General features: G+C 37.8%; 24 protein-coding genes. 23 read left to right on the forward strand and 1 reads right to left on the reverse strand.

Annotation, left to right across the window (positions count from 1 at the left end):
- Positions 1-100 precede the first annotated feature (100 nt).
- The 11 genes from lepA (at position 101) to ltrA (ending at position 15029) form a co-directional block, all read left to right on the forward strand.
- Positions 101-1936 carry a translation elongation factor 4 gene (gene lepA / locus M1D60_RS05775; protein ID WP_456279361.1) on the forward strand — a complete coding sequence of 612 codons (1836 nt, stop codon included), beginning with the start codon at positions 101-103 and terminating at the stop codon, positions 1934-1936.
- A 520-nt stretch (positions 1937-2456) separates the two neighbouring features.
- Positions 2457-3593, forward strand: a complete 1137-nt coding sequence (hemW, locus tag M1D60_RS05780; RefSeq protein WP_456278226.1) for a radical SAM family heme chaperone HemW — start codon at positions 2457-2459, stop codon at positions 3591-3593.
- 140 nt (positions 3594-3733) lie between these two features.
- Positions 3734-4768, forward strand: a complete 1035-nt coding sequence (gene hrcA, locus M1D60_RS05785) for a heat-inducible transcriptional repressor HrcA (RefSeq protein WP_456278227.1) — start codon at positions 3734-3736, stop codon at positions 4766-4768.
- A gap of 102 nt (positions 4769-4870) precedes the next feature.
- Positions 4871-5479 carry a nucleotide exchange factor GrpE gene (gene grpE / locus M1D60_RS05790; protein ID WP_456278228.1) on the forward strand — a complete coding sequence of 203 codons (609 nt, stop codon included), beginning with the start codon at positions 4871-4873 and terminating at the stop codon, positions 5477-5479.
- Positions 5480-5517: 38 nt separating this feature from the next.
- Positions 5518-7341, forward strand: coding sequence for a molecular chaperone DnaK (gene dnaK / locus M1D60_RS05795; RefSeq protein WP_456278229.1), 1824 nt, complete (start codon positions 5518-5520; stop codon positions 7339-7341).
- A gap of 164 nt (positions 7342-7505) precedes the next feature.
- Positions 7506-8627, forward strand: a complete 1122-nt coding sequence (gene dnaJ / locus M1D60_RS05800) for a molecular chaperone DnaJ (protein ID WP_456278230.1) — start codon at positions 7506-7508, stop codon at positions 8625-8627.
- Between the two features lie 22 nt (positions 8628-8649).
- Entirely contained in the window at positions 8650-9588 is a 939-nt protein-coding gene (gene prmA / locus M1D60_RS05805) for a 50S ribosomal protein L11 methyltransferase (protein ID WP_456278231.1), read from the forward strand.
- Between the two features lie 105 nt (positions 9589-9693).
- Positions 9694-10452: a 16S rRNA (uracil(1498)-N(3))-methyltransferase gene (locus M1D60_RS05810; RefSeq protein WP_456278232.1), complete on the forward strand. Its 759-nt coding sequence runs from the start codon at positions 9694-9696 to the stop codon at positions 10450-10452.
- A 1-nt stretch (position 10453) separates the two neighbouring features.
- A complete protein-coding gene (gene mtaB / locus M1D60_RS05815; RefSeq protein ID WP_456278233.1) occupies positions 10454-11818 on the forward strand; it encodes a tRNA (N(6)-L-threonylcarbamoyladenosine(37)-C(2))-methylthiotransferase MtaB in 1365 nt (454 codons plus the stop codon).
- 327 nt (positions 11819-12145) lie between these two features.
- Positions 12146-12817, forward strand: a complete 672-nt coding sequence (gene deoC, locus M1D60_RS05820; RefSeq protein ID WP_456278234.1) for a deoxyribose-phosphate aldolase — start codon at positions 12146-12148, stop codon at positions 12815-12817.
- A gap of 883 nt (positions 12818-13700) precedes the next feature.
- Complete coding sequence (gene ltrA, locus M1D60_RS05825) at positions 13701-15029, forward strand: group II intron reverse transcriptase/maturase (RefSeq protein WP_456275304.1); 1329 nt, start codon at positions 13701-13703, stop codon at positions 15027-15029.
- Positions 15030-15352: 323 nt separating this feature from the next.
- On the opposite strand, the gene M1D60_RS05830 is transcribed toward ltrA, so the two are convergent.
- Positions 15353-16273 carry a Na/Pi symporter gene (locus M1D60_RS05830; protein ID WP_456278235.1) on the reverse strand — a complete coding sequence of 307 codons (921 nt, stop codon included), beginning with the start codon at positions 16271-16273 and terminating at the stop codon, positions 15353-15355.
- 60 nt (positions 16274-16333) lie between these two features.
- Here M1D60_RS05830 and M1D60_RS05835 point away from each other — a divergent pair, with 60 nt between their 5' ends.
- The 12 genes from M1D60_RS05835 to M1D60_RS05890 all read left to right on the forward strand — a co-directional run bounded on the left by M1D60_RS05835 (position 16334) and on the right by M1D60_RS05890 (position 26551).
- Positions 16334-16891, forward strand: a complete 558-nt coding sequence (locus tag M1D60_RS05835) for a flavin reductase family protein (RefSeq protein WP_456278236.1) — start codon at positions 16334-16336, stop codon at positions 16889-16891.
- A 111-nt stretch (positions 16892-17002) separates the two neighbouring features.
- Positions 17003-17176 (forward strand): 30S ribosomal protein S21, encoded by a 174-nt coding sequence (gene rpsU, locus M1D60_RS05840; RefSeq protein WP_149218444.1) that lies wholly within the window; start codon positions 17003-17005, stop codon positions 17174-17176.
- A 15-nt stretch (positions 17177-17191) separates the two neighbouring features.
- Positions 17192-17638, forward strand: a complete 447-nt coding sequence (locus M1D60_RS05845) for a GatB/YqeY domain-containing protein (protein ID WP_456278237.1) — start codon at positions 17192-17194, stop codon at positions 17636-17638.
- A 170-nt stretch (positions 17639-17808) separates the two neighbouring features.
- Positions 17809-19164 carry an NfeD family protein gene (locus tag M1D60_RS05850; protein WP_456278238.1) on the forward strand — a complete coding sequence of 452 codons (1356 nt, stop codon included), beginning with the start codon at positions 17809-17811 and terminating at the stop codon, positions 19162-19164.
- Positions 19164-20153, forward strand: coding sequence for a flotillin-like protein FloA (floA, locus tag M1D60_RS05855; RefSeq protein ID WP_456279362.1), 990 nt, complete (start codon positions 19164-19166; stop codon positions 20151-20153). The genes M1D60_RS05850 and floA overlap by 1 nt, the downstream gene beginning before the upstream one ends.
- Positions 20154-20180: 27 nt before the next feature.
- Entirely contained in the window at positions 20181-20618 is a 438-nt protein-coding gene (locus tag M1D60_RS05860) for a hypothetical protein (protein WP_456278239.1), read from the forward strand.
- 146 nt (positions 20619-20764) lie between these two features.
- On the forward strand, positions 20765-21049 hold the full coding sequence (yqfC, locus tag M1D60_RS05865) for a sporulation protein YqfC (RefSeq protein WP_456278240.1): 285 nt from the start codon (positions 20765-20767) through the stop codon (positions 21047-21049).
- 25 nt (positions 21050-21074) lie between these two features.
- Positions 21075-22262 (forward strand): sporulation protein YqfD, encoded by a 1188-nt coding sequence (yqfD, locus tag M1D60_RS05870; RefSeq protein WP_456278241.1) that lies wholly within the window; start codon positions 21075-21077, stop codon positions 22260-22262.
- 2 nt (positions 22263-22264) lie between these two features.
- Positions 22265-23227 (forward strand): PhoH family protein, encoded by a 963-nt coding sequence (locus tag M1D60_RS05875; RefSeq protein ID WP_456278242.1) that lies wholly within the window; start codon positions 22265-22267, stop codon positions 23225-23227.
- Positions 23228-23505: 278 nt separating this feature from the next.
- Positions 23506-25698 carry an HD family phosphohydrolase gene (locus tag M1D60_RS05880; protein ID WP_456278243.1) on the forward strand — a complete coding sequence of 731 codons (2193 nt, stop codon included), beginning with the start codon at positions 23506-23508 and terminating at the stop codon, positions 25696-25698.
- Positions 25695-26165 (forward strand): rRNA maturation RNase YbeY, encoded by a 471-nt coding sequence (gene ybeY, locus M1D60_RS05885; RefSeq protein WP_456278244.1) that lies wholly within the window; start codon positions 25695-25697, stop codon positions 26163-26165. Before M1D60_RS05880 ends, ybeY begins: the two co-directional genes overlap by 4 nt.
- Positions 26165-26551, forward strand: coding sequence for a diacylglycerol kinase family protein (locus M1D60_RS05890; RefSeq protein WP_456278245.1), 387 nt, complete (start codon positions 26165-26167; stop codon positions 26549-26551). Before ybeY ends, M1D60_RS05890 begins: the two co-directional genes overlap by 1 nt.
- Positions 26552-26588 lie beyond the last annotated feature (37 nt).

Genomic DNA, 26588 nt, shown 5'->3' on the forward strand with positions numbered 1-26588 from the left:
GATGGAGTGTTAACATAGTTTTCATTGAATCTTTTTTTCGGTATTGCTATAATCAAAGCTAATGTATGTTGGTAGTAATGTAGGAGTGATAAATATGACGATGAGTAGTGAAGATCGACGTAATAGACAAGCTAGAATAAGAAATTTCTCCATCATTGCTCACATTGACCATGGTAAATCAACGTTGGCTGACCGGATTTTAGAAAAAACGAGCGCCTTAACAGCTCGTGAAATGAAGGACCAATTATTAGATTCAATGGACTTAGAGCGTGAGCGTGGAATCACCATTAAATTAAATGCAGTACAACTACAATATAAAGCGAAAGATGGAGAAATCTATACATTCCATCTTATTGATACACCTGGGCACGTAGACTTTACCTACGAAGTTTCTCGTAGCTTAGCAGCGTGTGAAGGAGCTGTCTTAGTTGTAGATGCTGCTCAAGGTATAGAAGCACAGACTTTAGCAAACGTCTACTTAGCACTTGATAATGACTTAGAGATTGTTCCAGTCATTAATAAGATTGACCTTCCTAGTGCGGAACCAGAAAGAGTTCGACAGGAAGTTGAGGATGTAATCGGACTCGATGCTTCTGAGGCTGTTTTATGCTCGGCGAAAGCGGGTATTGGAATTGAAGAGATTTTAGAACAAATCGTTGAAAAGGTTCCTGCTCCTCAAGGTGACCCAGATGGTCCACTAAAAGCTTTAATCTTTGACTCCTTATATGATCCATATCGTGGTGTAGTTGCTTACATCAGAGTGGTAGAGGGAAGAGTTAAAGTAGGCGACAAGATTAAAATGATGGCAACAGGCAAGGAATTCGAAGTCAACGAAATCGGGGTATTCACTCCTAAAGCAGTGATGAAGGATGAGTTAACGGTTGGAGACGTAGGTTTCTTAACAGCTGCGATTAAAAATGTAGGTGACACTCGTGTGGGTGATACCATTACAAGTTCCAAAAATGGAGCTACAGAAGCTTTACCTGGTTACCGTCGCTTAAATCCGATGGTATTCTGTGGTCTATATCCAATCGATTCAGCTAAATTTAATGATCTTCGTGAAGCGTTAGAAAAGCTTGAATTAAATGACGCTGCCTTACAGTTTGAGCCTGAAACCTCTCAAGCACTTGGGTTTGGTTTCCGTTGTGGATTCTTAGGATTACTACACATGGAAATTATCCAAGAGCGTATTGAAAGGGAGTTTAAGATCGACTTAATTACGACAGCACCAAGTGTTATCTATCATGTATTCCTAACAGATGGAGAAGAGCTTCGTGTTGATAACCCATCAAATATGCCAGACCCTCAAAAGATTGATCGCGTCGAGGAGCCATATGTTAAAGCGACCATGATGGTACCGAATGACTATGTAGGTGCGGTAATGGAGCTTTGTCAAGGTAAGCGAGGAAACTTTATAGATATGCAATACTTAGATGAAAATCGCGTAAGCATTGTCTATGAAATTCCATTAGCTGAAATCGTGTATGATTTCTTTGATCAATTAAAATCAAATACAAAAGGCTATGCTTCTTTTGATTATGAGTTGATTGGCTACAAGGAATCTAAACTAGTGAAGATGGACATTCTCCTTAATTCTGAAAATGTAGATGCTCTATCCTTTATCGTTCACCGTGATTCTGCCTATGCTCGTGGTAAGGTCATTGTTGAAAAGCTAAAAGAATTGATTCCGAGACAACAGTTTGAGGTGCCAATTCAAGCAACAATCGGTCAAAAGGTAGTGGCTAGGTCAACCATAAAGGCAATGCGTAAAAACGTATTAGCAAAATGTTACGGTGGAGATATTTCACGTAAACGTAAGCTATTAGAAAAGCAAAAAGAAGGAAAGAAGCGAATGAAGCAAGTTGGTTCTGTTGAAGTTCCACAAGAAGCATTCATGGCTGTCCTTCGTATGGATGATACGAATTCTAGTAAATAACATGAAAAATACCGCAGACCCCTCTGCGGTATTTTATTTAATAGCATAAAATTTAGTATGCTAGCTATTTTAGCTGATGTATCATGTGCAGTTTTATGCACGGAAATTTTAATATATGCACCGTTTTCTAGATATACGCACAGAAACTAGAAAATATGCACCATTTTCAAGATTTATGCACAAAAACTCATTATTACTAGGAATTTCATCACACTAGCCAAGAATGGAATTCAACAAAATGAAATTAATAAAAGGCTGTGTTGAAGGTACAGTGTAATTTTTAGCAGAGTTGATTGTGGTGGAAGGATGCGAGACTCCTGCGGGAGAAGCGTGGTGAAGGAGACCCCACAGGCGAGAAGCGCCGAGGAGGCTTAAAGGAACTTCTGCTAAGGTCGCTCACGTCCTGTGAGCAACGCAGAAGCCTGCACATCCTGTGCAAGTGCGGAAAGCGAGTGTCCTGTAACGGAAATCAACAACAAACTTTAACACAGCCTAATAAAAAGAAAGCAGTGGTACACAAATGATTCAAGCAGCATATATCCACATTCCTTTTTGTCACCAAATTTGTCACTACTGTGATTTTAATAAAGTATTTCTAAAAGGTCAGCCTGTTGACGAATACTTAGATCATCTAGAGCTCGAAATGAAAAGGACCCTTAAACAGGTACCAACCGATTCAATCAAAACCATCTTTATTGGTGGAGGAACTCCGACAGCCCTTAATGAAAAACAATTAGAAAAATTATTAAAGATGATTAGATTACATCTGCCTAATTGGACTGATGATGTTGAGTTTACCATTGAGGCCAATCCACAGGACTTAACAAAGGAGAAGCTCACCGTTCTAAAACAAGGTGGGGTTAATCGGTTAAGTATTGGTGTTCAATCTTTTAACAATGAGCTTTTACACAAAATAGGTCGGACGCACGAGAGAAATGATGTGTTTGAAGGAATTAAGCGGGCGAGAGAGATTGGCTTTAATAATATTAGTATTGATTTGATCTATAGTTTACCGAATCAAACCATAGATGATTTTAACGATACCTTAAAGCAAGCATTTAGTTTAGATATTGAACATTTTTCAGCTTACTCTTTGATTATTGAGCCGAAGACAGTCTTTTATAATCTGATGAAAAAAGGGAATCTCCCTCTTCCCTCTCAAGAAAAAGAAGCGGCAATGTTTGAATTACTCATGGATGAGATGGAAGCACATGGTTACAATCAATATGAAATAAGTAACTTCTCTATAAAAGGGTATGAAAGTAAACATAACTTAACTTATTGGAACAACGAGGAATACTACGGTTTTGGCGCGGGAGCCCACGGCTATATTTCGGGTAAGAGAAATGCTAATGCAGGTCCTTTGAAAAAATATATGAACTTAGTTGCCGAACAAGGTACCGCCTATACGGAAGAACATATTGTAACAAAAACAGAACAAATGGAAGAGGAACTATTCCTTGGGTTACGAAAAACAAAAGGAGTTTCGATTACGTCCTTTAACAATAAATATCAGATTTCACTTGAGGAAGCATTTCGAGAGCAAATCGAAGATAACGTGAATCGAGGACTGCTAGAACAACAGAACGGGCAGCTCTTTTTAACAAGAAAGGGAAAGCTATTGGGGAATGAAGTGTTTCAGTCCTTTTTAGGATAGTACTTACAGATTACCAAGTTTTTCTAACAATAACTTTTAATGTCTACAAGGCTTAAGCATTGACATATAGATTGAGTTTTGATAATTTATTATTAGATTTAGCACTCGTTCGATTGGAGTGCTAACAGAGGTGATTATGGATGCTAACTGATCGTCAGCTTTTGATTCTTCAAGTTATCATTGATGATTTTATCCGTTCAGCTCAACCTGTAGGCTCAAGAACTTTATCAAAAAAGAATGAGATTACGTTTAGCTCTGCGACAATTCGGAATGAGATGGCTGACTTAGAAGATCAAGGCTTTATTGAGAAAACTCATACTTCTTCAGGGCGAGTTCCTTCTGAAAAAGGTTACCGCTTTTATGTTGATCATTTGCTTGCTCCACAAATACTGCAGCAAGAGGATTTATTTCGTGTGCAATCGCTTTTTGCTGAACAAATCGTTGAAATGGAAAAGGTCGTTCAAAAGTCTGCTCAGATTCTCTCAGATATAACCAACTATACTTCGATTGTTCTTGGACCTGAGGTGGATCAGCATCATTTAAAACGGATACAAATTGTTCCGTTAACAAGTCAAACAGCAGTTGCTGTTATCGTAACAGACACGGGACATGTAGAGCATAGGGCCCTTACTATACCTGAGAATATTGACATGTCTGATATTGAGAAGCTTGTAAATATCTTAAATGAACGACTCATTGGTGTACCTTTAAATCATTTACATGATAAGATTTATAAGGAAGTCGCAACTGTACTGAGAGCGCATATAAAAAATTACGAAAAGCTCTTAAAGGCTTTTCAATACCAAGGGACATTTTCTATTAATAATGCAGAGAGAGTCTACTATGGTGGTAAAATAAATATGCTTTCCCAACCTGAGTTTCATGATATTGGGAAGGTTCGTTCCCTGCTTAACATTATTGAGCAGGAGCAAGAAATTTATAAATTGTTGCGTGCAAAAGAATCGGGTATTCACATAACGATTGGTAAGGAAAATCAGAATGAGGCCATGGAAGATTGTAGTTTAATAACAGCTAGCTATTCCTTTGGTAATGAAAAACTAGGAACGATTGCCATACTTGGACCAACACGGATGGAATACTCCAGAGTGGTTAGTCTATTACAACTAATTTCTAATGATTTAACAAAAGCCTTAGAAAAATTGTATCAAAAGTAAACCAATGGCCTACAATAATAAAGTTTTAGGGTAATAAAAAAGAAGGGCCAGTCCCTTCTTTACATAAAAGTATTAGTAAGGCAATTTTTACATTATGGAATTATGAGAGGACCTTTAAGGGAGGTGAAACTAGTGACTAACGAAAAAGACATACTAGAAGAAGAAGTAAAAAATGAAGAAGTAGAATCAGTTGATGCTTCAACAGAAGAATCTAGCAACTTACATAATCAAGATGTTGAAGTAGACGAGCTGACACAAGCTTTAGAAAAAGTAAAAGAACAAGAAGCAGCGCTAGATGAAAAAGAAAATAAACTTTTACGACTTCAAGCTGATTTTGATAATTACCGCCGTCGTGCAAAACTCGATATGGAGGCGGCTCAAAAATATAGAGCGCAAAGCCTGGTTTCTGATATTCTGCCAGCACTAGATAATTTCGAGAGAGCTTTAAAGGTAGAAACAGAAGATGAAAAAATGAAATCGTTACTTCAAGGTATGGATATGGTGTATCGCCAACTTGTTGAGGCTCTTAAGAAAGAAGGAGTCGAAGCAATTGATTCTGCTGGTCATCCATTTGACCCACATTTACATCAAGCGGTTATGCAAGTTGAAGATACAAGCTTTGAATCCAATACTGTCATTGAAGAATTTCAAAAAGGCTATAAGCTGAAGGATCGAATTATTCGCCCTTCGATGGTAAAAGTAAATCAATAAAAATATGATATAAACACGTAAAGAGGAGGCCTACTAAAATGAGTAAAATTATTGGAATCGACTTAGGAACAACTAACTCATGTGTTGCTGTATTAGAAGGTGGAGAGCCAAAGGTTATACCAAATCCAGAAGGAAACCGTACAACACCATCAGTTGTTGCTTTTAAAAATGGTGAGCGTCAAGTTGGGGAAGTAGCGAAACGTCAATCAGTAACAAACCCAAATACTATTATCTCCATTAAGCGTCACATGGGAACTAGCCATAAAGTTGAAGTAGAAGGAAAAGAGTATACTCCACAAGAAGTATCAGCAATGATTCTACAATATCTAAAATCATATGCTGAGGACTATTTAGGAGAGCCGGTAACTAAAGCTGTTATTACTGTACCTGCTTATTTTAATGATGCAGAGCGTCAAGCAACGAAAGATGCAGGGAAGATTGCAGGACTAGAGGTTGAACGTATCATTAACGAGCCTACTGCTGCAGCACTTGCTTATGGGTTAGATAAGACAGAAGAAGATCAAACGATTCTTGTATATGACCTAGGAGGCGGAACGTTTGACGTTTCCATTCTTGAACTAGGGGATGGCGTGTTTGAGGTTAAATCTACTGCCGGTGACAATCGTCTTGGTGGAGATGACTTTGACCAAGTGATCATCGACTTCTTAGTTGCTGAATTCAAGAAGGAAAATGGAATTGATTTATCAAAAGATAAAATGGCGTTACAACGCTTAAAGGATGCTGCTGAAAAGGCGAAAAAAGACCTTTCAGGTGTAACATCTACACAAATTTCATTACCATTCATCACAGCTGGAGAAGCAGGACCACTTCACTTAGAAGTTTCTTTATCACGTGCTAAGTTCGATGAGATTTCTGCAGGTTTAGTGGAAAGAACGATGGGACCTGTTCGCCAGGCTTTATCGGATGCTGGTTTATCACCAAATGAGCTTGATAAAGTAATCCTGGTTGGTGGTTCTACACGTATTCCTGCTGTTCAAGAGGCTATTAAAAAGGCAACAGGTAAAGAACCACATAAAGGAGTAAATCCAGATGAGGTAGTTGCACTGGGTGCTTCCATTCAAGGTGGAGTTATTACAGGAGACGTTAAAGACGTAGTTCTTTTAGACGTAACACCTTTATCACTTGGAATTGAAACAATGGGTGGAGTATTTACAAAGCTGATTGATCGTAACACGACAATCCCTACAAGTAAGTCACAGGTGTTCTCAACTGCCGCAGATAACCAAGCAGCTGTAGATATCCATGTACTTCAGGGTGAACGTTCAATGGCAGCCGATAACAAAACGCTTGGACGCTTCCAATTAAGTGATATTCCTCCAGCACCAAGAGGAGTTCCACAAATCGAGGTTACGTTCGATATTGATAAGAACGGAATTGTAAATGTTCGTGCGAAGGACCTTGGTACGAATAAAGAGCAATCGATCACTATTAAGTCTTCTACAGGTTTATCTGATGAAGAAGTAGAACGCATGGTGAAGGATGCTGAAGCGAATGCTGAGGCAGATAAAAAGCGTAAGGAAGAAGTAGACTTACGTAATGAAGCAGACCAGCTAGTATTCACTACAGAGAAAACATTAAAGGATCTAGAAGATAAGGTTTCTGAAGAAGATAAGAAAAACGCTGAAGACGCTAAAGAAGCGTTAAAGGCTGCTATTTCTGAAAATAACTTAGAAGAAATCCGTACTAAAAAAGATGCTCTACAAGAGATTGTACAACAACTTTCCATGAAGCTTTACGAAGAAGCTGCAAAGCAAGCACAAGGTGCTGAAGGCGGAGCAGGTGGCAAAGATGACGACGGTGTTGTTGATGCAGAATTTGAAGAAGTAAAAGACGATAAATAATAAAGTAACAAGTTTAAAAGTCTTAGTCAGGCCTGTCTTGGCTTAGACTTTTTTCTATGTAGTAAGTAATAAAGTTTGTTCTGCCTTTTTAATTAGTGATACAATATAATTTATGTGAATGCGGGAGTCTATCTTCCAGGACTAAGCATGGGAGTGGAAAAAACATGAGTAAACGAGATTACTATGAAGTACTTGGATTAAGTAAGGGTGCATCAAAAGATGAGATAAAAAAGGCGTACCGAAAGCTATCCAAGCAATATCATCCAGATATTAATAAAGAACCAGATGCTGATGTGAAGTTTAAGGAAATTGCTGAAGCATATGAGGTTTTAAGTGACGAACAAAAGAAGGCTCAATATGATCAATTTGGCCATACAGATCCAAACCAAGGCTTTGGTGGCGGTGACTTCGGCGGGTTTGGCGGCTTTGAAGACATCTTTGATACGTTCTTTGGTGGTGGCGGACGTAGAAGACGTGATCCAAATGCTCCACGTCAAGGTGCAGATTTACAATATACCATGTCACTAGGCTTTGAAGAGGCTGCATTTGGAAAAGAGACAACCATTGAAATTCCTCGTGAAGAAAACTGTGAAACCTGTGATGGTTCTGGAGCAAAGCCTGGAACTAAACCTGAGACATGTTCGCATTGTAATGGTTCAGGTCAGCTAAATGTTGAACAAAACACACCATTTGGTCGCATAGTCAATAGACGAGTTTGCCACTACTGTAGTGGTACTGGTAAGCAAATTAAGGATAAATGTTCAACCTGTGGTGGATCTGGTAAGGTTAAAAAGAGAAAGAAAATTAACGTTAAAATTCCTGCTGGTGTCGATGATGGTCAACAACTAAGAGTTACTGGACAAGGTGAACCAGGAACTAATGGGGGGCCTGCAGGGGATTTATATGTAGTCTTCCATGTTAGAGAACACGAATTCTTTGAACGAGATGGCGATGATATTTACTGTGAGATGCCATTAACATTTGCACAGGCTGTCCTAGGGGATGAAATTGAGGTTCCTACACTGCATGGCAAGGTTAAGCTGAAAATTCCTGCTGGTACTCAAACAGGAACTAAATTTAGACTTCGTGGAAAAGGTGTACCGAATGTTCGTGGATATGGGCAAGGTGATCAGCATATTCAAGTTCGTGTCATTACCCCAACTAAGCTTTCACCAAAGCAAAAGGAATTAATTCGTGAGTTTTCATCACTAAGTGGAGTAGAAGCTCCAGATGAACAGCATGATAGCTTCTTTGCAAAGGTGAAGCGAGCAATTAAAGGCGAATAACTTGGAATGGAGTTGGTAGATTTTGAAGTGGTCGGAGATAAGTATTCATACAACAAATGAAGCTGTGGAGCCTATTTCTAATATATTACATGAGGCTGGTGCAAGTGGAGTTGTGATAGAGGATCCAGATGAATTAATCAAGGATCGTGAACAACAATTCGGCGAAATCTACCAACTCAATCCGGGGGATTACCCTGATGAAGGTGTAGTGGTTAAGGCCTACTTACCGATTAACAGTTTTATTGGAGAAACAGTTGAAGAAATTAAAGAGGCAATCAATACACTGGTTTCGTATAACATAGATGTCGGGCACAATAAAGTAACAATCACTGAAGTTAATGAGGAAGACTGGGCAGATGCTTGGAAAAAGTATTATAATCCAGTTAAAATTTCTGAAAAATTCACCATTGTACCAACCTGGGAAGACTATGAAAAAGTCAGTACGGATGAATTAATTATTGAACTAGATCCAGGTATGGCATTCGGAACGGGGACCCATCCTACAACGGTGATGTGTATTCAAGCACTTGAGGATACAGTTAAACCCGGAAACACTGTTATTGATGTTGGAACTGGCTCAGGTGTGTTAAGTATTGCTGCAGCATTACTAGATGCTAAGGAAGTACGAGCATTTGACTTAGATGAGGTAGCTGTAAAAACGGCTATTGAGAATACAGCAATTAACAAAGTAGATCAAAAGATTATTGTACAACAAAATAATCTATTAAATGATGTTACAGGCTCGGCTGATATTATTGTTGCTAATATTTTGGCTGAAATTATTTTACGCTTTGTTGACGATGCTTATAAGCTTGTAACACCAGGTGGCTATTTTATCACTTCTGGTATTATCCAGCAGAAAAAGCAGGTGGTAAAATCAGCTCTTCTTGAAGCGGGATTTGAAATCGAAGAAACCTTGACGATGGAGGACTGGGTGTCCTTTATAGCAAGACGTCCTTAAATAGAAAATGATTCTTAGGGAAAGGACAAGGATGAACCACCTTGTCTTTTTTTCCTAATTGTAGATTAGTAATTAAAATTTAAGCTTTTAGGTAGGTGACTTTATTTGCAACGTTATTTTGTACCTTCAAATCAATTTACAGAGGATTCCATTACTATAGTAGGTGATGATGCTCATCATATAAAACGAGTGATGAGGATGAATGAAAAGGACCAGGTACTATGCTGTAATGACCAAGGCAGGGTATGCTTATCAGAAATTACGGAATTTACCAATGAAGGGGTCAGCCTTAGTATTGTAGAATGGTTGGAGGAATCAAAAGAACTGCCTATACAGGTAGCAATAGCGAGTGGGTTGCCTAAAGGGGATAAGCTTGAGCTAATCATTCAAAAGGCCACGGAACTCGGTGCTGATCGGTTTGTCCCTTTTAATGCTGCTCGTTCTATCGTAAAATGGGATGAGAAAAAAGGTGAAAAAAAGCTTGAACGCTGGATGAAGATTGCTAAGGAAGCCGCTGAACAATCCCATCGGAATCAAGTGCCAGATATATTAAAACCTCACTCCTTAAAAGAACTACTAGACTTAAGCGAAAGCTTTGATTTCAAAATAGTTGCTTTTGAGGAAGAGGCAAAGCAAGGGGAACGGTCAAAATTCGCCAGAGTATTGGCTGATATGAAGCCAGGAAGTTCTTTACTTGTTGTATTTGGGCCAGAAGGTGGGTTAACGGATCAGGAAATTAGTAAGCTAGGCAATCACGGCTTTGTTGCCTGTGGCTTAGGTCCAAGAATTTTAAGAGCAGAAACAGCACCACTTTATGTGTTGTCTGCAATTTCGTATCACTTTGAATTACAAGGGGTGAAGTAGTATGCCATCAGTGGCTTTTCATACATTAGGCTGTAAAGTAAATCATTATGAAACTGAAGCAATTTGGCAATTATTCAAGGAGTCAGGCTATGACCGTACTGACTTTGAACAAGCTTCAGATGTATATGTTGTTAATACCTGTACAGTAACCAATACAGGGGATAAAAAGAGTCGCCAGGTAATTCGTCGTGCAATTAGACAAAATCCTGATGCGGTTATTTGTGTAACTGGTTGTTATGCTCAAACGTCACCTGCTGAGATTATGGCGATTCCTGGTGTAGATATTGTTGTAGGGACTCAGGACCGAGTGAAAATGCTTGAGTATATTGAACAATTTAAAAATGAACGTCAGCCTATTAATGGGGTAGGCAATATTATGAAGGCTAGAGTTTATGAAGAATTAGAGGTACCCACCTTTACAGATCGAACTCGTGCATCTTTAAAGATTCAAGAAGGCTGTAATAACTTCTGTACATTCTGTATTATCCCTTGGGCACGTGGACTAATGAGATCACGTGATCCAGAAGACGTGATCAAACAAGCTCAGCAGTTAGTAAATGCAGGCTATAAAGAAATCGTCTTAACAGGGATTCATACGGGTGGATACGGTGAAGATATGAAAGATTATAATCTTGCTATGTTACTCAAGGAATTAGACGAAAGTGTAGTAGGACTAAAGCGAATTCGTATCTCTTCTATTGAAGCAAGTCAAATTACTGATGAAGTGATTGAAGTGTTGAATAGCTCTGACAAGATTGTTCGCCATCTTCATATCCCACTTCAATCAGGATCTGATACTGTCTTAAAGCGGATGCGTCGAAAATACACAATGGAATTCTTTGCTGAACGATTAAATAGATTACGTGAGGCCTTACCGGGTCTTGCAGTAACTTCTGATGTCATCGTAGGTTTCCCTGGTGAAACAGAGCAGGAATTCTTAGAAACTTATAACTTTATTAAAGAAAATGGATTCTCTGAGCTACACGTGTTCCCTTATTCAAAACGTACGGGTACGCCAGCAGCTAGAATGGAAGATCAGGTAGATGAGGAAGTGAAGAATGAACGAGTTCATCGTTTAATCTCTCTATCAGACCAACTAGCAAAGGAATATGCTTCGCAGTTTGAGAACGAGGTTCTTGAAGTTATTCCAGAAGAGCGATATAAAGATGGAAATAATAAGGATTTATTTGTTGGTTACACTGATAACTATTTAAAAGTTGTCTTCCCAGCAACAGAAGAAATGATTGGTGAAATTGTAAAGGTAAAACTAACAAAAGTAGGATACCCTTACAATGAGGGACAGTTTGTTCGTGTCATGGACCAGCAAGAATGGTTAAAAGAAGATAAAGTTAAACTTAGCTCATAAAAGCCCGTTTATGGGCTTTTTCTTCGTTCTTTTTGTAAAGATTATTACTGTTTGAAAAAGCTTCGTAAAAATCATCGAACCTAGTAAAACTTCATTTTCTTATTAGGGCCTTGTTAAAGTAAAGTGTTGATTTTTTAGCAGTGTCGATTATCCAGGAACGGAGATCAACAACAAGCTTTAACATAGCCTGTTGTTAAATTAGCACCATTTTTATTTCTACATGTAAAATATATTGATTGGTAAATACTAATCAATACTAGCTAATTTTTTTATAGAAATGATATGATAGAGATGTACGGACAACTAATATTTGGGGGTAATTTTAGAATGGTACAAGATGTAGCTAAAATGATTGATCATACATTACTAAAGGCTGATGCAAGGAAGGAAGAAATAGAAAAGATTTGTGAAGAAGCTAAAGAATATAAATTCGCTTCAGTTTGTGTTAACCCGACTTGGGTTAAAACTTCAGCTTCTCTTTTAAAGGGTACTGAAGTAAAAGTATGCACTGTAATTGGCTTTCCATTAGGTGCAACAACATCTGAAACGAAAGAGTTTGAAACGAAAAATGCGATTGAAAACGGTGCAACCGAAATTGACATGGTCATTAATGTGGGTGCATTAAAAGATGGACAAGATCAGCTTGTAAAGCAAGATATTCAAGCTGTAGTAGAAGCAGCAAAAGACCAAGCACTGGTTAAAGTAATTATTGAAACAGCTTTATTAACAGATGAAGAGAAGGTCCGTGCTTGTGAGCTTTCTGTTCAGGCTGGAGCTGATTTTGTTAAAACCTCAACTGGTTTCTCAACTGGTGGCGCAACTCTTGAGGATATAACTCTTATGAGAAAAACAGTAGGTCCTTCTATTGGAGTAAAAGCTTCTGGTGGAATTCGTGATGCAAAAGCTGCATTTGCAATGATTGAAGCCGGTGCAACTCGAATTGGAGCAAGTTCAGGTATTGCCATTGTAAAAGGCGAAATAGGAACTTCTTCTTATTAAAGGGCTCTTTTCTAAAACTTTATGGTTTTTGTTACATTGAGTTTGGCTGTAAAACCAGTTTTATAAGCAAATTGAGTAAGAGTAGAAAAGAGCAACTTTCTTTATGTATAGGAAGATCTTGATACTAAGGTGAAAATCCGGCTCTGGGAATTTTTACGCAGCAATAATCTATACGAAAATAGCCTATTAATCATACCCTACATAAAGAGCTGGGACATAAGTATTTCAGCCAGTGATAAACCCGTACTATTAGGTGATATTTTGATGTATCTTTCACCTACTAGTTCGGGTCTTTATTTTTTATCTTCAATTAAGTTGTTGATTTTACATACTATTTTTATAATCTAGTGGAATGGAGCGGAAGGCACTCGACTCCTGGAGCGACCGAGCCTAGGTCGTAGCATATAGCGGGTGGGATTCCCGTCGAGAAAGAACTAACCATTCGCTCGTAGCGAGTCTTGGAGAGTAATTGGTAACAATTACTTTTAAGCGTAGACAGCTAGGTAATGGGCCGTAAGCCGAGAGGTTGAAGGGATTGAGCTTCGAAATGAGTGTGAGTTGGGAAGGCCGATGCGTTCAGGGGTGCAGAAGGCAATATTGTAATTTTCGCTAAGGTGAGAGGATTACAACTTCCTCGGAGTCGATGACCATGGCACGTTATACATTGATATGTTACGGCAACTCGGGAGAACCTTTAGGTCTTATCTGTCAAGGATAAGTAATGACGAACAAGCGATAACAAAGTAAGGGCTGTCAAATGCCTAAAGGTAGTCGGATAGTGTCATAGTACCAATGAAGTTCGGTAATTCGAACGGAGGAAAGGACACTACCCGTCATCACCCTTGATTGGGAAACATTAACTACACGTAGAGGTAGGGGAATAATGGAAACAAAACTTGATAGGATAGCAGAATTAGCAAGAACCAATCATGATATGAAGTTCACAACTCTTGCGCACTTATTAACGGAAGATAATCTCAAACAATGTCACCATGAACTAAAAAGTGGCAAAGCTACAGGTATAAATGGAGTCACTAAAGAGAAATATGGCGACAAGTTAGATGATAACATCAACAGTCTAGTAAAACGATTAAAGAGTAAGAGTTATCGACCTGTACCTGTTAAAAGGACATACATTGATAAGCCTGGGTCGAAGACTAAACGACCTCTGGGTATTCCAGACCACGAGGATAAAATCGTTCAGCGTGCGGTAACTAAAATCTTGAACGCTATTTACGAGAATGACTTCCTTGATTGTTCTTTTGGATTCCGACCAAATAGAAACTGCCATGATGCGTTAAAGATTCTGAATGTCTATATAGAAAACAGATTTACTAATTATGTAGTTGACGCAGATATAAAAGGATTCTTTGATAATGTGGATCATGAGTGGATGATGAAATTCCTAAATCACCGTATTAATGACCCGAGCTTCCTAAGGATTATCCGCCGTTTCTTAAAGGGAGGGTATATGGAGGAAGGTAAGTATATTGATACAGACAAAGGAACACCCCAAGGGGGTGTCATATCACCCATTCTCGCTAATGTATATCTTCATTATGTCCTCGATTTATGGTTTGAGAAGGTGGTCAGAAAGCAGTGCAAAGGTCAAGCTTATATGGTTCGTTACGCTGATGATTTTGTGTGCTGCTTTCAACTGCGTAGTGATGCTGAAAACTTCTACAAAGCTTTAATCGAGCGACTTGAAAAGTTTAGCCTTGAAGTAGCGGAGGATAAAACCAAAATCATTACCTTCGGTAGATTTGCCGAAAGTGAGTTTAGAAGAAATGGTCAAGGCAAACCACCTACATTCGACTTTCTAGGTTTTACTCACTACTGTAGTAAAAGTAAAAGTGGACAATTCAGAGTCAAACGTAAAAGTAGTCAAAAGAAGGTCAGAGCCAAATTAAAGAATCACAAGGCTTGGTTAAAATCTCATCGTACTACCGACATAAAAGACATCATGTCTAGATTGAGTAGGTCTCTAACGGGATACTACACCTATTACTGCATTACAGACAACACTACAACAGTAAGTGGGTTTCTAGAAAGTGTAAAACGTCTGTTATTTAAGTGGATGAACAGAAGAGGTCAAAGGAAATCGTTTAGCTGGGAAAAGTTCAGCTTATTTCTAACAAAGTTTCCTTTACCTGAACCGAAGGTTAAAGTGAGCATTTATAAATTGAGAAAAGACATTAATTATATTCTGTGAATGGTGATGGGAAGAGCCGTGTGCGTTAGTAGCGCAAGCACGGTTCTGTGAGGAGTGAGGCTTGAGTTCTGAGTCAGAGAACAAAAGCCCGCTTACTCGACCGGGAGTAGCGGGACAGGTGAGACCCCGCAGGCGAAGCCGAGGAGGCTCACCGCCCGCCCCGCGGAAAGCGAGTGCCTGAAGCGCAATGGAACAACCCTGTTTTTCCAGCTTAACTAGTTAATAAGTATAAAAAAACGAAAACAGTATTATGATAGGTAGACTAATTTTGAGATTATTCGTCTTTGAGACTGAGGTATTAGGTTATGTCCCAGCCACTTTCTCTATCTGTATACCCTCATAATAAATTTGGCAAATAAGTTAACAAAAGGTAACGCAAGTAACGAGCATGCGATATTGAAAATCACACTACCATGAGCTAGCTGCTTCTCAAGAGAAGGAGTTAGTGTGGATAAATATTGTGAGAATACATCAATAAAAGGTAGAAATAATAGCACACCAAAAACATTTAACCAAACATGGGCATAAGCAGACCACTTTGCTTCCTTTGATGTTCCAATACTAGCCAGTAATGCTGTAACACATGTTCCAATATTCGCTCCTAACATGATCGCAATACTAGCGTTAATAGTTAGATAGTGATGGTGGAGAAAGCCCATTGCGACCCCAATTACTGCTGAACTGGATTGGATTACTCCTGACATGATCGTCCCAACTAATACCCCAAATAAATTATTCTCTGTAGAATACAATAAAATAGACTGAACAAACGGATAGGCATAAATAGAATCAGCGAGTGAGGTGAACCCCCTCATTGCCACGAAAATACACCCTAAGCCTAAAAGACTTGTGCCTATTGAAAAAAATATTCTTTTTCTTAATAAAATGAAAAGGATGCCAATAAGGACAATGGGAAGTGATAATTCTCCAACATCTATAGTCATTAGCTCGGCTGTAATAGTAGTACCGATATTAGCTCCGAGCATAATTCCAATACTTTGTTTAAAACTTAATAGTCCAGCTGTTACAAAGCCAATTGTAATAACCATTAGGGCTGAGCTACTCTGAAGAACGGCTGTTAATAGTGCACCAATCACTAGACCTTGAACCGGATTGTTTGTGACTAAAAGTATGTGTTTTTTTAATTTTTCACTTGAAAGCTGGTCTAGACCAATCCTCATGACTGTTAATCCATACATAAAAATGGCAATAAAAACACCAAACCAAATTAAATCCTTAGACATAGACTCACCTCTAGTATATCTTATGGACAAGACATTAAATAAAGAACTAGGAGTGAGAGAATGTTAAAAAGTACGAAAAAAACGATCATGCATAGTTACCCAGGTATGGTTGCTCTTGTAACAAGTAGATTACAAGATGAAATAAACGTGATGTCAGCCGGGTGGCATACCTATATTTCTTATGATCCACCGATTTATGGGGTAGCAATTGCAAAGGAACGGCATAGTCATAAATTAATTACATCTTCGAAAGAGTTCGCTATCAATTTTTTACCTGGTCATATGGCGAAAATTATCCAGGAAAGTGGAACACAGTCAGGGCTGAATGTAAATAAGTTTGCTAACCTTGATTATTTTGAGGGTGAAACGATAAACAGTCCTGTGCTTAAAGATGCTTATGTTGCCTATGAGTGCAAGGTGATTGATATAAGAACATATGGAGACCATGATTGGATTGTCGGTGATATTACAAACTTTTACCGAGATGAACAAAAGTTTTTAGAAAATGGACTTCCTGATTTTAACCAATTAACAATCCCACTCTATTTAGGAAGATCGCAATATTTAATGGCAAATAGTAATTCAGTGGTAAAGAACTGTTATGAAGAACCCAGATAAAGTTGACGCTTAGAATATGATATATTATAATGGCAAAAGACATGTTTTAAATATAGTCTACATGTCTTAATCTATTCATTGCACGTGATTGTTCGGAGGGAGGGAAATAGAATGACTAAAACAGTCGTACGTAAAAACGAGTCTATTGAAGATGCTCTACGTCGTTTCAAACGTTCCGTATCAAAAACGGGTACACTTTCTGAAGCAAGAAAGCGTGAATTCTATGAGAAGCCTAGCGTAAAGCGTAAGAAAAAGTCTGAGGCAGCTAGAAAACGTAAATTCTAATAGAGGGTGTAATTAATGAGTCTTCTTGAACGTTTAAATAACGACATGAAACAAGCGATGAGGAACAAAGAGAAGGATAAACTATCGGTAATCCGAATGGTTAAAGCTTCAATTCAAAATGAGGCCATCAAGAATAAAATTGATGTGTTATCAGAGGATGATGAGTTGACAGTACTTTCTCGTGAAGTTAAGCAACGTAAAGACTCCCTCCTTGAGTTTATAAAAGCTGGTCGTGAAGACCTTGTGGATAAGTTAAAGGCTGAATTAATTGTTTTGGAAGAATATCTTCCAAAGCAATTAACTGAAGAAGAATTAACGGACATTATAAAAGAAACGATTTCAGAAGTTAATGCGACTTCTAAAGCAGATATGGGTAAAGTGATGGGGGCAATTATACCAAAAGTAAAAGGTAAGGCTGATGGTAGTCTTATTAACCGCTTAGTCCAACAGCATTTATCCTAACACCTTCATTTTGAAGGTGTTTTTTGCTTTTATAGGGATATGTTTGACTTCTATGTGTCAAATTATTAGAAACGAATAAATAAATATGTAAAAAATGAAACTTATTTCTACATAATCCGTATTACAAGAGTGGTTATTTATGTATGTTGAATTAGGAAAGGGGGTTAAGGATGAGGATTAAAAGGTTTATATGGGTTATATTTTCTATACTCCTATTTGCAGTATTTTTTGCAGAAGTACAAACAAGAGTAGCGGCTGAAACAAATGAGAAAGTTGTCTATGTTATTCCAGTCCACGAAACGGTCGAAAAAGGATTATTAGCTTTCATCAACCGTTCCATTGAAGAGGCGGAGGAGATGGGTGCAGAACTTGTCATCTTAGATATAAATACTCCTGGTGGAGCTGTTGATGCTGCCTCAGAAATTGCTAAGAGTATTACAGGGACTAGTATTCCATTAGTTGCATTTGTGAATAAGCAGGCACTTTCAGCAGGTGCATACATTGCTCTTAATGCAGATGAGATTTATATGACTCCGGGTTCTACAATGGGTTCAGCAGCAGTAATTGATGGGCAAGGTAATGCAGCAGGAGAAAAAGCTGAATCCTTTTGGCTAGCTGCAATGGAAAGTGCGGCGCAGTTAAATGACAGGGACCCAATATATGCTAAGGCAATGGCGGATAAGGATATTGATTTGCCCCAATTAAATGCTGGCAAGGGTGAATTGCTTACATTAACACCGACACAAGCTCTGGAGGTTGGGTATTCAGAGGGAACGGTTTCAAGCCTAACAGAGCTATTAGAACAATTAAACGTAACTGATCATGAAATTGTCTACTCTGAGGTAAGCTTGTCTGAAAATATTGCTAGATTTATCACCCATCCAGTAGTGGTACCCATATTACTATCCTTAGGAAGTTTAGGTCTGATTCTAGAGCTTTACTCACCAGGATTCGGTATACCAGGATTCGTTGGAGTTTCCTCCCTGTTGCTATTTTTCTATGGACATACCGTTGCTGGATTAGCCGGAATGGAAGCCATACTTTTATTTGTAGCTGGATTTATTCTATTAATTATTGAGTTGTTTGTTCCTGGTGGTATATTAGGGATTATTGGACTTGCAGCCATCTTAATTAGCGTATTTCTTTCAACCGAGAGTATTGGGCTTGCAGCAATATCTGTATTGATAGCCTTCCTTGTTTGTGTAATTGTCTCCGTACTCCTATTTAAAGTATTTGGAAAGAAAGTTAGAATGTTTGATCGTTTGATTTTAAAGGATGCGACTCACACCAATCAAGGCTATGTATCAAATGTTAACCGTAAAGAACTAATTGGGCTTGTAGGAACAACAAGTTCTCCTCTAAGACCATCAGGTACTGCAGTATTTGGTGAAGAATTCTTACATGTTGTAACAGAAGGTGTATATATTCAAGAAAATATCTCTGTTAAAATTGTAAAAGTAGAAGGACCTCGAGTGGTTGTTAGAGAAATAAGTAAAGTGGAAGAAAACAAGGAGGAAACGAAATGATCGATCAAACAACAATTTTAATATTGTTAGCAGTAGCAATTGGTTTTATTTTATTAGTTGTATTATTAACTTTTGTACCTGTTATGCTCTGGATATCTGCATTAGCAGCAGGAGTAAAAATTAGCATCTTTACGCTAATTGGAATGAGATTACGTCGAGTAATTCCTAATCGTATTATTAATCCGTTAATTAAGGCACATAAAGCAGGACTTGATGTTACCATTAACCAGCTTGAGAGTCACTATTTAGCGGGTGGTAATGTTGATAGAGTCGTGAATGCTCTAATCGCTGCACATCGTGCAAATATCGAATTAACATTCGAACGTGGTGCTGCAATTGACCTTGCGGGAAGAGATGTATTAGAGGCTGTTCAAATGAGTGTTAATCCAAAGGTGATTGAAACTCCATTTATCGCGGGTGTAGCAATGGATGGTATTGAAATTAAAGCAAAATCAAGAATCACCGTACGTGCTAATATCGATCGTTTAGTCGGTGGTGCTGGTGAAGAGACCATTATTGCCCGTGTTGGGGAAGGAATTGTAAGTACCATCGGTTCTCAAATCGATCATAAGAAGGTTTTAGAAAATCCAGATATGATCTCTCAAACTGTGTTGAAAAAAGGTCTAGATGCTGGTACTGCCTTTGAAATCCTATCGATTGATATTGCAGATATTGACATCGGTAAAAATATCGGGGCTGTACTACAAACTGACCAAGCAGAGGCAGATAAAAATATTGCGCAGGCCAAAGCGGAAGAAAGACGCGCGATGGCAGTTGCACATGAACAAGAAATGCGTGCTCGTGTTGAAGAGATGCGCGCTAAAGTTGTGGAAGCTGAAGCTGAAGTACCCCTTGCAATGGCAGAAGCTTTACGTTCAGGTAATATTGGTGTTATGGATTATATGAACATAAAAAATATCATGGCTGATACGGATATGAGAGATTCGATCGGAAAGATTAACGAAGAATCTGAAGAGGATGAAAAATAATGATTTGCAGTAGAGGAGGAACGCTAGATGGGTGAATTTCTTCCAATTATTGTAGCCATCATATTCGGACTCTATAGTCTCTTTAAAAGAAATATGTCTGACCAAGAGGGAGAAAAGAAAAAGCCATTCTTACCTCCTAATCTGGACCCGATGCATCCAAAGCATTTTGGAAAGCAAAACGCACCTGAGGCTCCATCTCAACCACAACAGATTGAGAAGCCTAAAGTTGAACTCATGTCTAATCCGGAAGAACGAATTGGAAGACAAGATTATCAAACAAAAGCTAGAGAGCATACATTTAAACAAGAACCAATAAAAATAAATAAAGTAAAAAAACTAAATCCAACTATTCAAAAGTTAAATAAACAAAGGCTTGTGGAAGGCGTGATCATGGCGGAAATTCTTGGCTCCCCTCGAGCTCACCAACCACATCATACGAGAAGTGCAAAAAAGCTGTCGAAATAATCGACAGCTTTTTTCTTTTTGTGGCTATACCTATACGATTTCTGGGATTGTGATGCTTAATTACAAAACTAATAGCGTTTGAAATGAAAAAGCTGTGATACATAGCTCCTTTTTATCATAAATATGAGATGAAAGGGGGTCCATTTATGAACAAATGGGGAAATAAGATGAAACGATGGATCACACATCAAATGGATTTACCTGCTGATGTAACAATGGACTTACCGAGAATTACGATGATCGGGCAAATACATATATATATTGAGAATCACAAAGGCTTACTTGCATTTTCAGATAAGGAGTTACGGTTACTTTTAAAGCAAGGACAGCTACTTATAAAAGGCAAGTCCTTTGTCATCAAAACGATTCTTCCAGAGGAAATCTTACTTGAAGGAAAAATCGATCAGGTTATTTATCTAGATCAGGCTTAATCTTTAGAGGGGGAGTAGTTTTAGGATGAAAAATCATTGGACAATCTTTTTTAATGGTCATGTCAAAATAAAAGTAGTTGGAACTGGGATTGAGCGTTTTATCAATGAATGTGTGCGTCAGAACATTTCCATTTGGGAGGTAACAAGACATCCTGATTCCAGTGTTACGGGTTCTCTCCCTCTAAAGGATGTTCATAAGCTGAGAAGAATTATTAGGAAAAGTAATTGTAAGCTTAGCTTTGTAGGAGGAAGAGGTCTACCCTTCCTCTTCAAAAAAGCTCTCTATAATAGTGGCTTTGTGATTGGTTTTGTTTCTTGCTTACTCTTATTATTTATACTGTCTAATATGGTGTGGGGTATTGAAATCCAAGGTGCAAAACCGGAAACAGAGCACTTAATTAAAAAAGAATTACAGTCGATTGGAGTTGAGACTGGAAAGTTTCAATTCATGGTAAGTAATGCAGATGAAATTCAGAATCATTTATCAGAGACCATTAACGCGATTACATGGGTAGGTGTGGAGTTAAAAGGGACGACCTTTCATTTTCGAGTGGTGGAAAAGAATCAGCCGAAGGAAGTAGAATATTTTAGCCCACGTCATTTAGTCGCTACCAAGACGGCAGTCATTACTAATATGTTTGTTGAAGAAGGACAACCAATGGTTGCGATTCATGATTATGTTCAAAAAGGGGACTTGCTTGTATCCGGATTTATAGGGCAAGAAGGTAAGATAGAGGTGGTAAGTGCTAGAGGTGAAATAATGGGGGAGACTTGGTATGATGCAAAGGTTACTGTCCCATTAAAAACAACCTTTAATGTGTTAACAGGTAAGAGCAAAACTACTCAATATATACAGCTATTTAATTGGGACATTCCATTTTGGGGCTTTGGAAAACATGAATTTAAAGAATTTGAAACGACAAGTGAAGAAAAGCCGTTCTATTTCTTAAAATGGAAACTACCAATTAGCTATAAAAAAGTAATCATTAGGGAAAGTGAAAAAGTAGATCGTACTTATAACAAGCAAGAGGCTATAGAAGTGGGATTAGAAAACGGAAGAAATGAATTAAAAGAGCAATTAAATGAACAAGCTAAGATTAAGGGTGAAAAAGTTTTGCACCAAAGTATGGAGAATGGTAAAGTTAAGTTAACCATACATTACCAGGTGATTGAGGAAATTTCGACAGTACAACCAATTATTCAAGGAGACTGAGAATGCCAGAAGAATTCATAACAATCAATCAACAAGTAGATAATCCAAATGAAGCCATTGCATTATTTGGTAATCAAGATTCACACTTAAAGCGAATTGAAGAGCTTCTAAATGTATCAATCGTTACAAGGGGCCAATCTGTTCTAGTATCAACTGAATCAGAAAAGCATGAACTTGTGGAAGAGGTTCTTGATGGTCTACTAACCGTCATAAGAAAAGGAATTACGATCTCAGAAAGAGATGTAGCTTATGCTGTACAATTAGCATTGTCGGGTAAAATGGATCAGTTTATTGAGCTTTACGAGGAAGAAATTACGAAAAATGCCCGTGGTAAATCTATTCGGATTAAAACACTGGGTCAAAGACATTATATAAATGCAATTAAGAAAAATGACTTAGTATTTGGAATTGGACCAGCTGGTACTGGAAAGACTTATTTAGCTGTTGTAATGGCGGTCGCAGCTTTAAAAAATGGACAGGTAAAAAAAATTATCCTTACTCGCCCTGCTGTTGAAGCGGGTGAAAGCTTAGGTTTTTTACCAGGGGATTTAAAGGAGAAAGTAGATCCTTACTTAAGACCCTTATACGATGCATTACATGACGTCCTAGGACAAGAGCATACTCTACGTATGATTGAACGAGGAACGATTGAAATTGCCCCATTAGCTTACATGAGAGGAAGAACGTTAGATGATGCGTTTGTTATTCTAGATGAGGCTCAAAATACAACGGCTGCTCAAATGAAGATGTTTTTAACGAGACTAGGTTTTGGTTCAAAAATGGTTATCACTGGAGATGTCTCTCAGGTTGACTTACCAAAAGGGGTTACATCTGGTCTTACTGTTGCACAACGAATATTAAAGGAGATAGCTGGAATATCTCATATTTATCTAGAGCAATCAGATGTGGTTCGTCACCCGTTAGTACAAAAAATTATAAAAGCATATGAGGATACAAGCGAATAAAGGACCCAGTTCGGGTTCTTTATTTTTTATGGAAGGGAAATCAACTGATAAATAAATTTACCGGTAGTAATTCACCAAGATAAGGAGTATATAGCCATAAACAAGATATAGTCGAAGACTATAGTCAAAAGCATTTTGCCAATTTGGTAAAACACTACTATAATAGAGAAAAACCGTAGACCTTAGCAATTTCTAATATTATCCAAAAAAGAGTGGAATTGAATCGTTAACATGTTATCCTTGTACTATGGAAAATGGATGTAAGGAGGTAGGCTCCAATGAAAGAACTAAAGAAGTTACTAAAATATGTGAAAGTAATTAAAAATGAACATTTTTTAATTACAATCCTATATTTATTGTTTGCTACTATTTTATTCTTCTCGATGTATAGTAACATCCGGCCGGAAAAATTAAATCTAAAGCAGTATACAGAAGCGGAAAAAACCATTGTTTCTCCTGCTTTAATTCAGGATGTAGAAAAGACAGAAGAAAAGAAGAATGATGCCATTCAACAGGTTAGCGATGTTTATACCATGAAAAAGGGTTATGCACAAAACCAAATTGATATCATAGATGTAATTTTCAAAGAAATTCAGGATGTTGAAAACGATATTATTGAGCAAGGAATGTTGGAAGTAGATGGGGAAAATACTGAAGAAACCGTGCCTTCGAGAGAAGAGCTTCTTGCGAAAGTGTCGAATGATGAAAAAATAACTAGGTTGAATGAGGCTCTACCTAGTGAAGTTTTACTTCATAAGGAGCTTTCTAAGGATACCATTATTGCTCTTTTTTCAGCTACCCCAAAACAACGTACATTAGCAAGGGATAACGCTGTTACAGCTGTAAATAATATTATGTCGCAGAGAATCGAAACACAAGAGGTAGATGCTGCAAGAGAACGTGTTACTCAGGAGCTTCGTTATATTAACGTAACTAATAGTCTTAAGCAGGCAACTATTGAGTTGTGTAGGTTCGCTATTGTTCCGAATGTTGTTTTTGACAAGGAAGAAACAAATGCGAAAAGACAAGTCGCTGCTGAGACAATTGACCCAGAATATATTCTACAAGGACAGATAATCGTAAGAGAAGGTGAGCTAATTGACGAAGAGGTCTACCGTCAATTAAGACTAGCAGGCTTTTTAGAGGATACTGATACAAACCAGCCATTTATCGGGTTAGTAATCCTCATATTGTTGGTTGTAAGTGCGGTTTATTTTTATTTTAGAGATGGTAAAAAGAGTGAGCTTAAATATACAACTATTTATATTTTAATTTGTTCAATAACCATTATACTAATGAAAATTATTAGCTTGTTTCAACAAATTAATTTCTCGGAAATTGGTTATGTTGTTCCAGTGGCTATGGGTGCTATATTAATTAGATTATTAATTAATGAACGCTTAGCTATGCTAGCTAGTGTAATCCTAGCTATAAGTGGTAGCATCATTTTTAACGGAGGGATTTCTAGTGCCTTCAATTTTTCAATCGGGATTTACTTTTTAATTAGTTGTATTGCAAGTATATTATTTCTCGGGAAACATAACCAAAGAGCAAAAATTTTACAGGCAGGTTTATTCGTTGGGATTGTAAACTTTATATTATTGACAGCTTTAGTTATGCTGAAAAATGGGCATGTTGTTAGTTTTGAGTCAACACCATACTTTATAATGGCACTATTATCTGGAATTGTTGCTGCCGTTCTCGCAATTGGACTCCTGCCATTTTTCGAGGCTGGATTTGGAATACTTTCTACAATGAGGTTAATTGAACTTTCTAACCCAAATCATCCATTATTAAGAAAAATCTTAACTGAAACACCTGGAACGTATCACCACAGTGTCATGGTTGCTAACCTTTCAGAAGCAGCTTGCGAAGCCGTCGGTGCAAATGGGCTTCTTGCAAGGGTGGGATCATATTATCATGATATAGGAAAAACAAAGCGTCCACAGTTCTTTATCGAAAACCAAATGAACAGAGAAAACCCACATGATAAAATTTCACCTCAGTTAAGTAAAACGATTATTATTTCGCATGCAACAGATGGTGCAGAATTACTAAGACAGCATAAAATGCCAAAGGAAATAGTTGATATTGCAGAGCAACATCATGGAACAACCTTATTAAAGTATTTTTATCACAAGGCAACACAAAATACTGAGAAAGAAATACAAGAGAGTGAGTTCAGATATGTTGGACCAAAAGCACAGACAAAGGAAATTGCTATTATCGGAATTGCAGATAGTGTAGAAGCGGCAGTCCGCTCGATGAATCACCCGTCTCCACATAAAATTGAGGCGATTGTAAATTCGATTATTAAGGATCGTCTACAAGATGGTCAGCTTGATGAATGTGATATTACAATGAAAGAATTAGATATCATTGCAAAATCATTTTGTGAAACGATGCAGGGAATTTTCCACTCAAGAATTGAATACCCAGAAGTAACAAAACAGAAGGTGAAGGAAGCATGAAACTAAATATTGATTTTATAGACGAAACTGAATTAATAGAGGAGCCCCTTTTAAACCAATTAGAGGGGCTGCTACAATTGGCTGCAGAGCTAGAAGACGTTCAAGATCAAACTGAGCTATCGGTAACGTTTGTTAATAATGAACGTATACAAGAAATAAATAAAGAATACCGTGGCAAGGATCAGCCTACTGACGTTATATCTTTTGCAATGGAGGAAATGGGACAAGGAGAAATCGAAATATACGGTGACCAACTTCCTAAGCATTTAGGGGATTTGATTATTTCGATTGAACAGGCAAGACTGCAGGCAGAGGAATATGGACATTCTTATTCAAGAGAATTAGGCTTTTTAACAGTACATGGTTTTCTGCACCTACTAGGCTATGACCATATGAATGAAGAAGATGAAAAGAAAATGTTCTCAAGACAAGAAGAAATTTTACATGAATATGGTTTAGTAAGATAATGATTAGGGATTGGGGTAGGTTAATACGAAGCTTTAAGTATGCCTCAGCAGGAATTATACATGCCTATAAAACTGAACAAAACATTCGGATTCACACATTAGTCGTTTGTATTGTGTTTGGTTTAGCTTTCTTCTTAAAAGTAAGCAAAGGGGAATGGTTGATCCTCCTCCTTTTAGTTGGAGGAATTATCTCACTGGAATTAGTTAACACTGCGATTGAAAGAACAGTTGACCTTGTCACCAATAAGGAGTTACATCCTGTAGCTAAACAAGCAAAGGATGTAGCAGCCGCAGCTGTTTTTATTTTTGCAATCATATCCGTTATAATTGGTCTCATTATTTTTACAGGAAGACTAGTTAATTTTTTAAATTTTCTCACTATTTAGGGTGAAATTTTCACTTTTTTAAGGTAAAATAAAGATA

This window comes from Bacillus sp. AK128, from assembly GCF_053903075.1.

What these genes read in the sequence shown, in the direction of transcription:
- lepA (WP_456279361.1), top strand. Translation starts at nt 101, where the DNA reads ATGAGTAGTGAAGATCGACGTAATAGACAAGCTAGAATAAGAAATTTC.
- hemW (WP_456278226.1), top strand. Translation starts at nt 2,457, where the DNA reads ATGATTCAAGCAGCATATATCCACATTCCTTTTTGTCACCAAATTTGT.
- hrcA (WP_456278227.1), top strand. Translation starts at nt 3,734, where the DNA reads ATGCTAACTGATCGTCAGCTTTTGATTCTTCAAGTTATCATTGATGAT.
- grpE (WP_456278228.1), top strand. Translation starts at nt 4,871, where the DNA reads ATGAGAGGACCTTTAAGGGAGGTGAAACTAGTGACTAACGAAAAAGAC.
- dnaK (WP_456278229.1), top strand. Translation starts at nt 5,518, where the DNA reads ATGAGTAAAATTATTGGAATCGACTTAGGAACAACTAACTCATGTGTT.
- dnaJ (WP_456278230.1), top strand. Translation starts at nt 7,506, where the DNA reads ATGAGTAAACGAGATTACTATGAAGTACTTGGATTAAGTAAGGGTGCA.
- mtaB (WP_456278233.1), top strand. Translation starts at nt 10,454, where the DNA reads ATGCCATCAGTGGCTTTTCATACATTAGGCTGTAAAGTAAATCATTAT.
- deoC (WP_456278234.1), top strand. Translation starts at nt 12,146, where the DNA reads ATGGTACAAGATGTAGCTAAAATGATTGATCATACATTACTAAAGGCT.
- ltrA (WP_456275304.1), top strand. Translation starts at nt 13,701, where the DNA reads ATGGAAACAAAACTTGATAGGATAGCAGAATTAGCAAGAACCAATCAT.
- M1D60_RS05830 (WP_456278235.1), bottom strand. Translation starts at nt 16,273, where the DNA reads ATGTCTAAGGATTTAATTTGGTTTGGTGTTTTTATTGCCATTTTTATG.
- M1D60_RS05835 (WP_456278236.1), top strand. Translation starts at nt 16,334, where the DNA reads ATGTTAAAAAGTACGAAAAAAACGATCATGCATAGTTACCCAGGTATG.
- rpsU (WP_149218444.1), top strand. Translation starts at nt 17,003, where the DNA reads ATGACTAAAACAGTCGTACGTAAAAACGAGTCTATTGAAGATGCTCTA.
- M1D60_RS05845 (WP_456278237.1), top strand. Translation starts at nt 17,192, where the DNA reads ATGAGTCTTCTTGAACGTTTAAATAACGACATGAAACAAGCGATGAGG.
- M1D60_RS05850 (WP_456278238.1), top strand. Translation starts at nt 17,809, where the DNA reads ATGAGGATTAAAAGGTTTATATGGGTTATATTTTCTATACTCCTATTT.
- M1D60_RS05860 (WP_456278239.1), top strand. Translation starts at nt 20,181, where the DNA reads ATGGGTGAATTTCTTCCAATTATTGTAGCCATCATATTCGGACTCTAT.
- yqfC (WP_456278240.1), top strand. Translation starts at nt 20,765, where the DNA reads ATGAACAAATGGGGAAATAAGATGAAACGATGGATCACACATCAAATG.
- yqfD (WP_456278241.1), top strand. Translation starts at nt 21,075, where the DNA reads ATGAAAAATCATTGGACAATCTTTTTTAATGGTCATGTCAAAATAAAA.
- M1D60_RS05875 (WP_456278242.1), top strand. Translation starts at nt 22,265, where the DNA reads ATGCCAGAAGAATTCATAACAATCAATCAACAAGTAGATAATCCAAAT.
- M1D60_RS05880 (WP_456278243.1), top strand. Translation starts at nt 23,506, where the DNA reads ATGAAAGAACTAAAGAAGTTACTAAAATATGTGAAAGTAATTAAAAAT.
- ybeY (WP_456278244.1), top strand. Translation starts at nt 25,695, where the DNA reads ATGAAACTAAATATTGATTTTATAGACGAAACTGAATTAATAGAGGAG.
- M1D60_RS05890 (WP_456278245.1), top strand. Translation starts at nt 26,165, where the DNA reads ATGATTAGGGATTGGGGTAGGTTAATACGAAGCTTTAAGTATGCCTCA.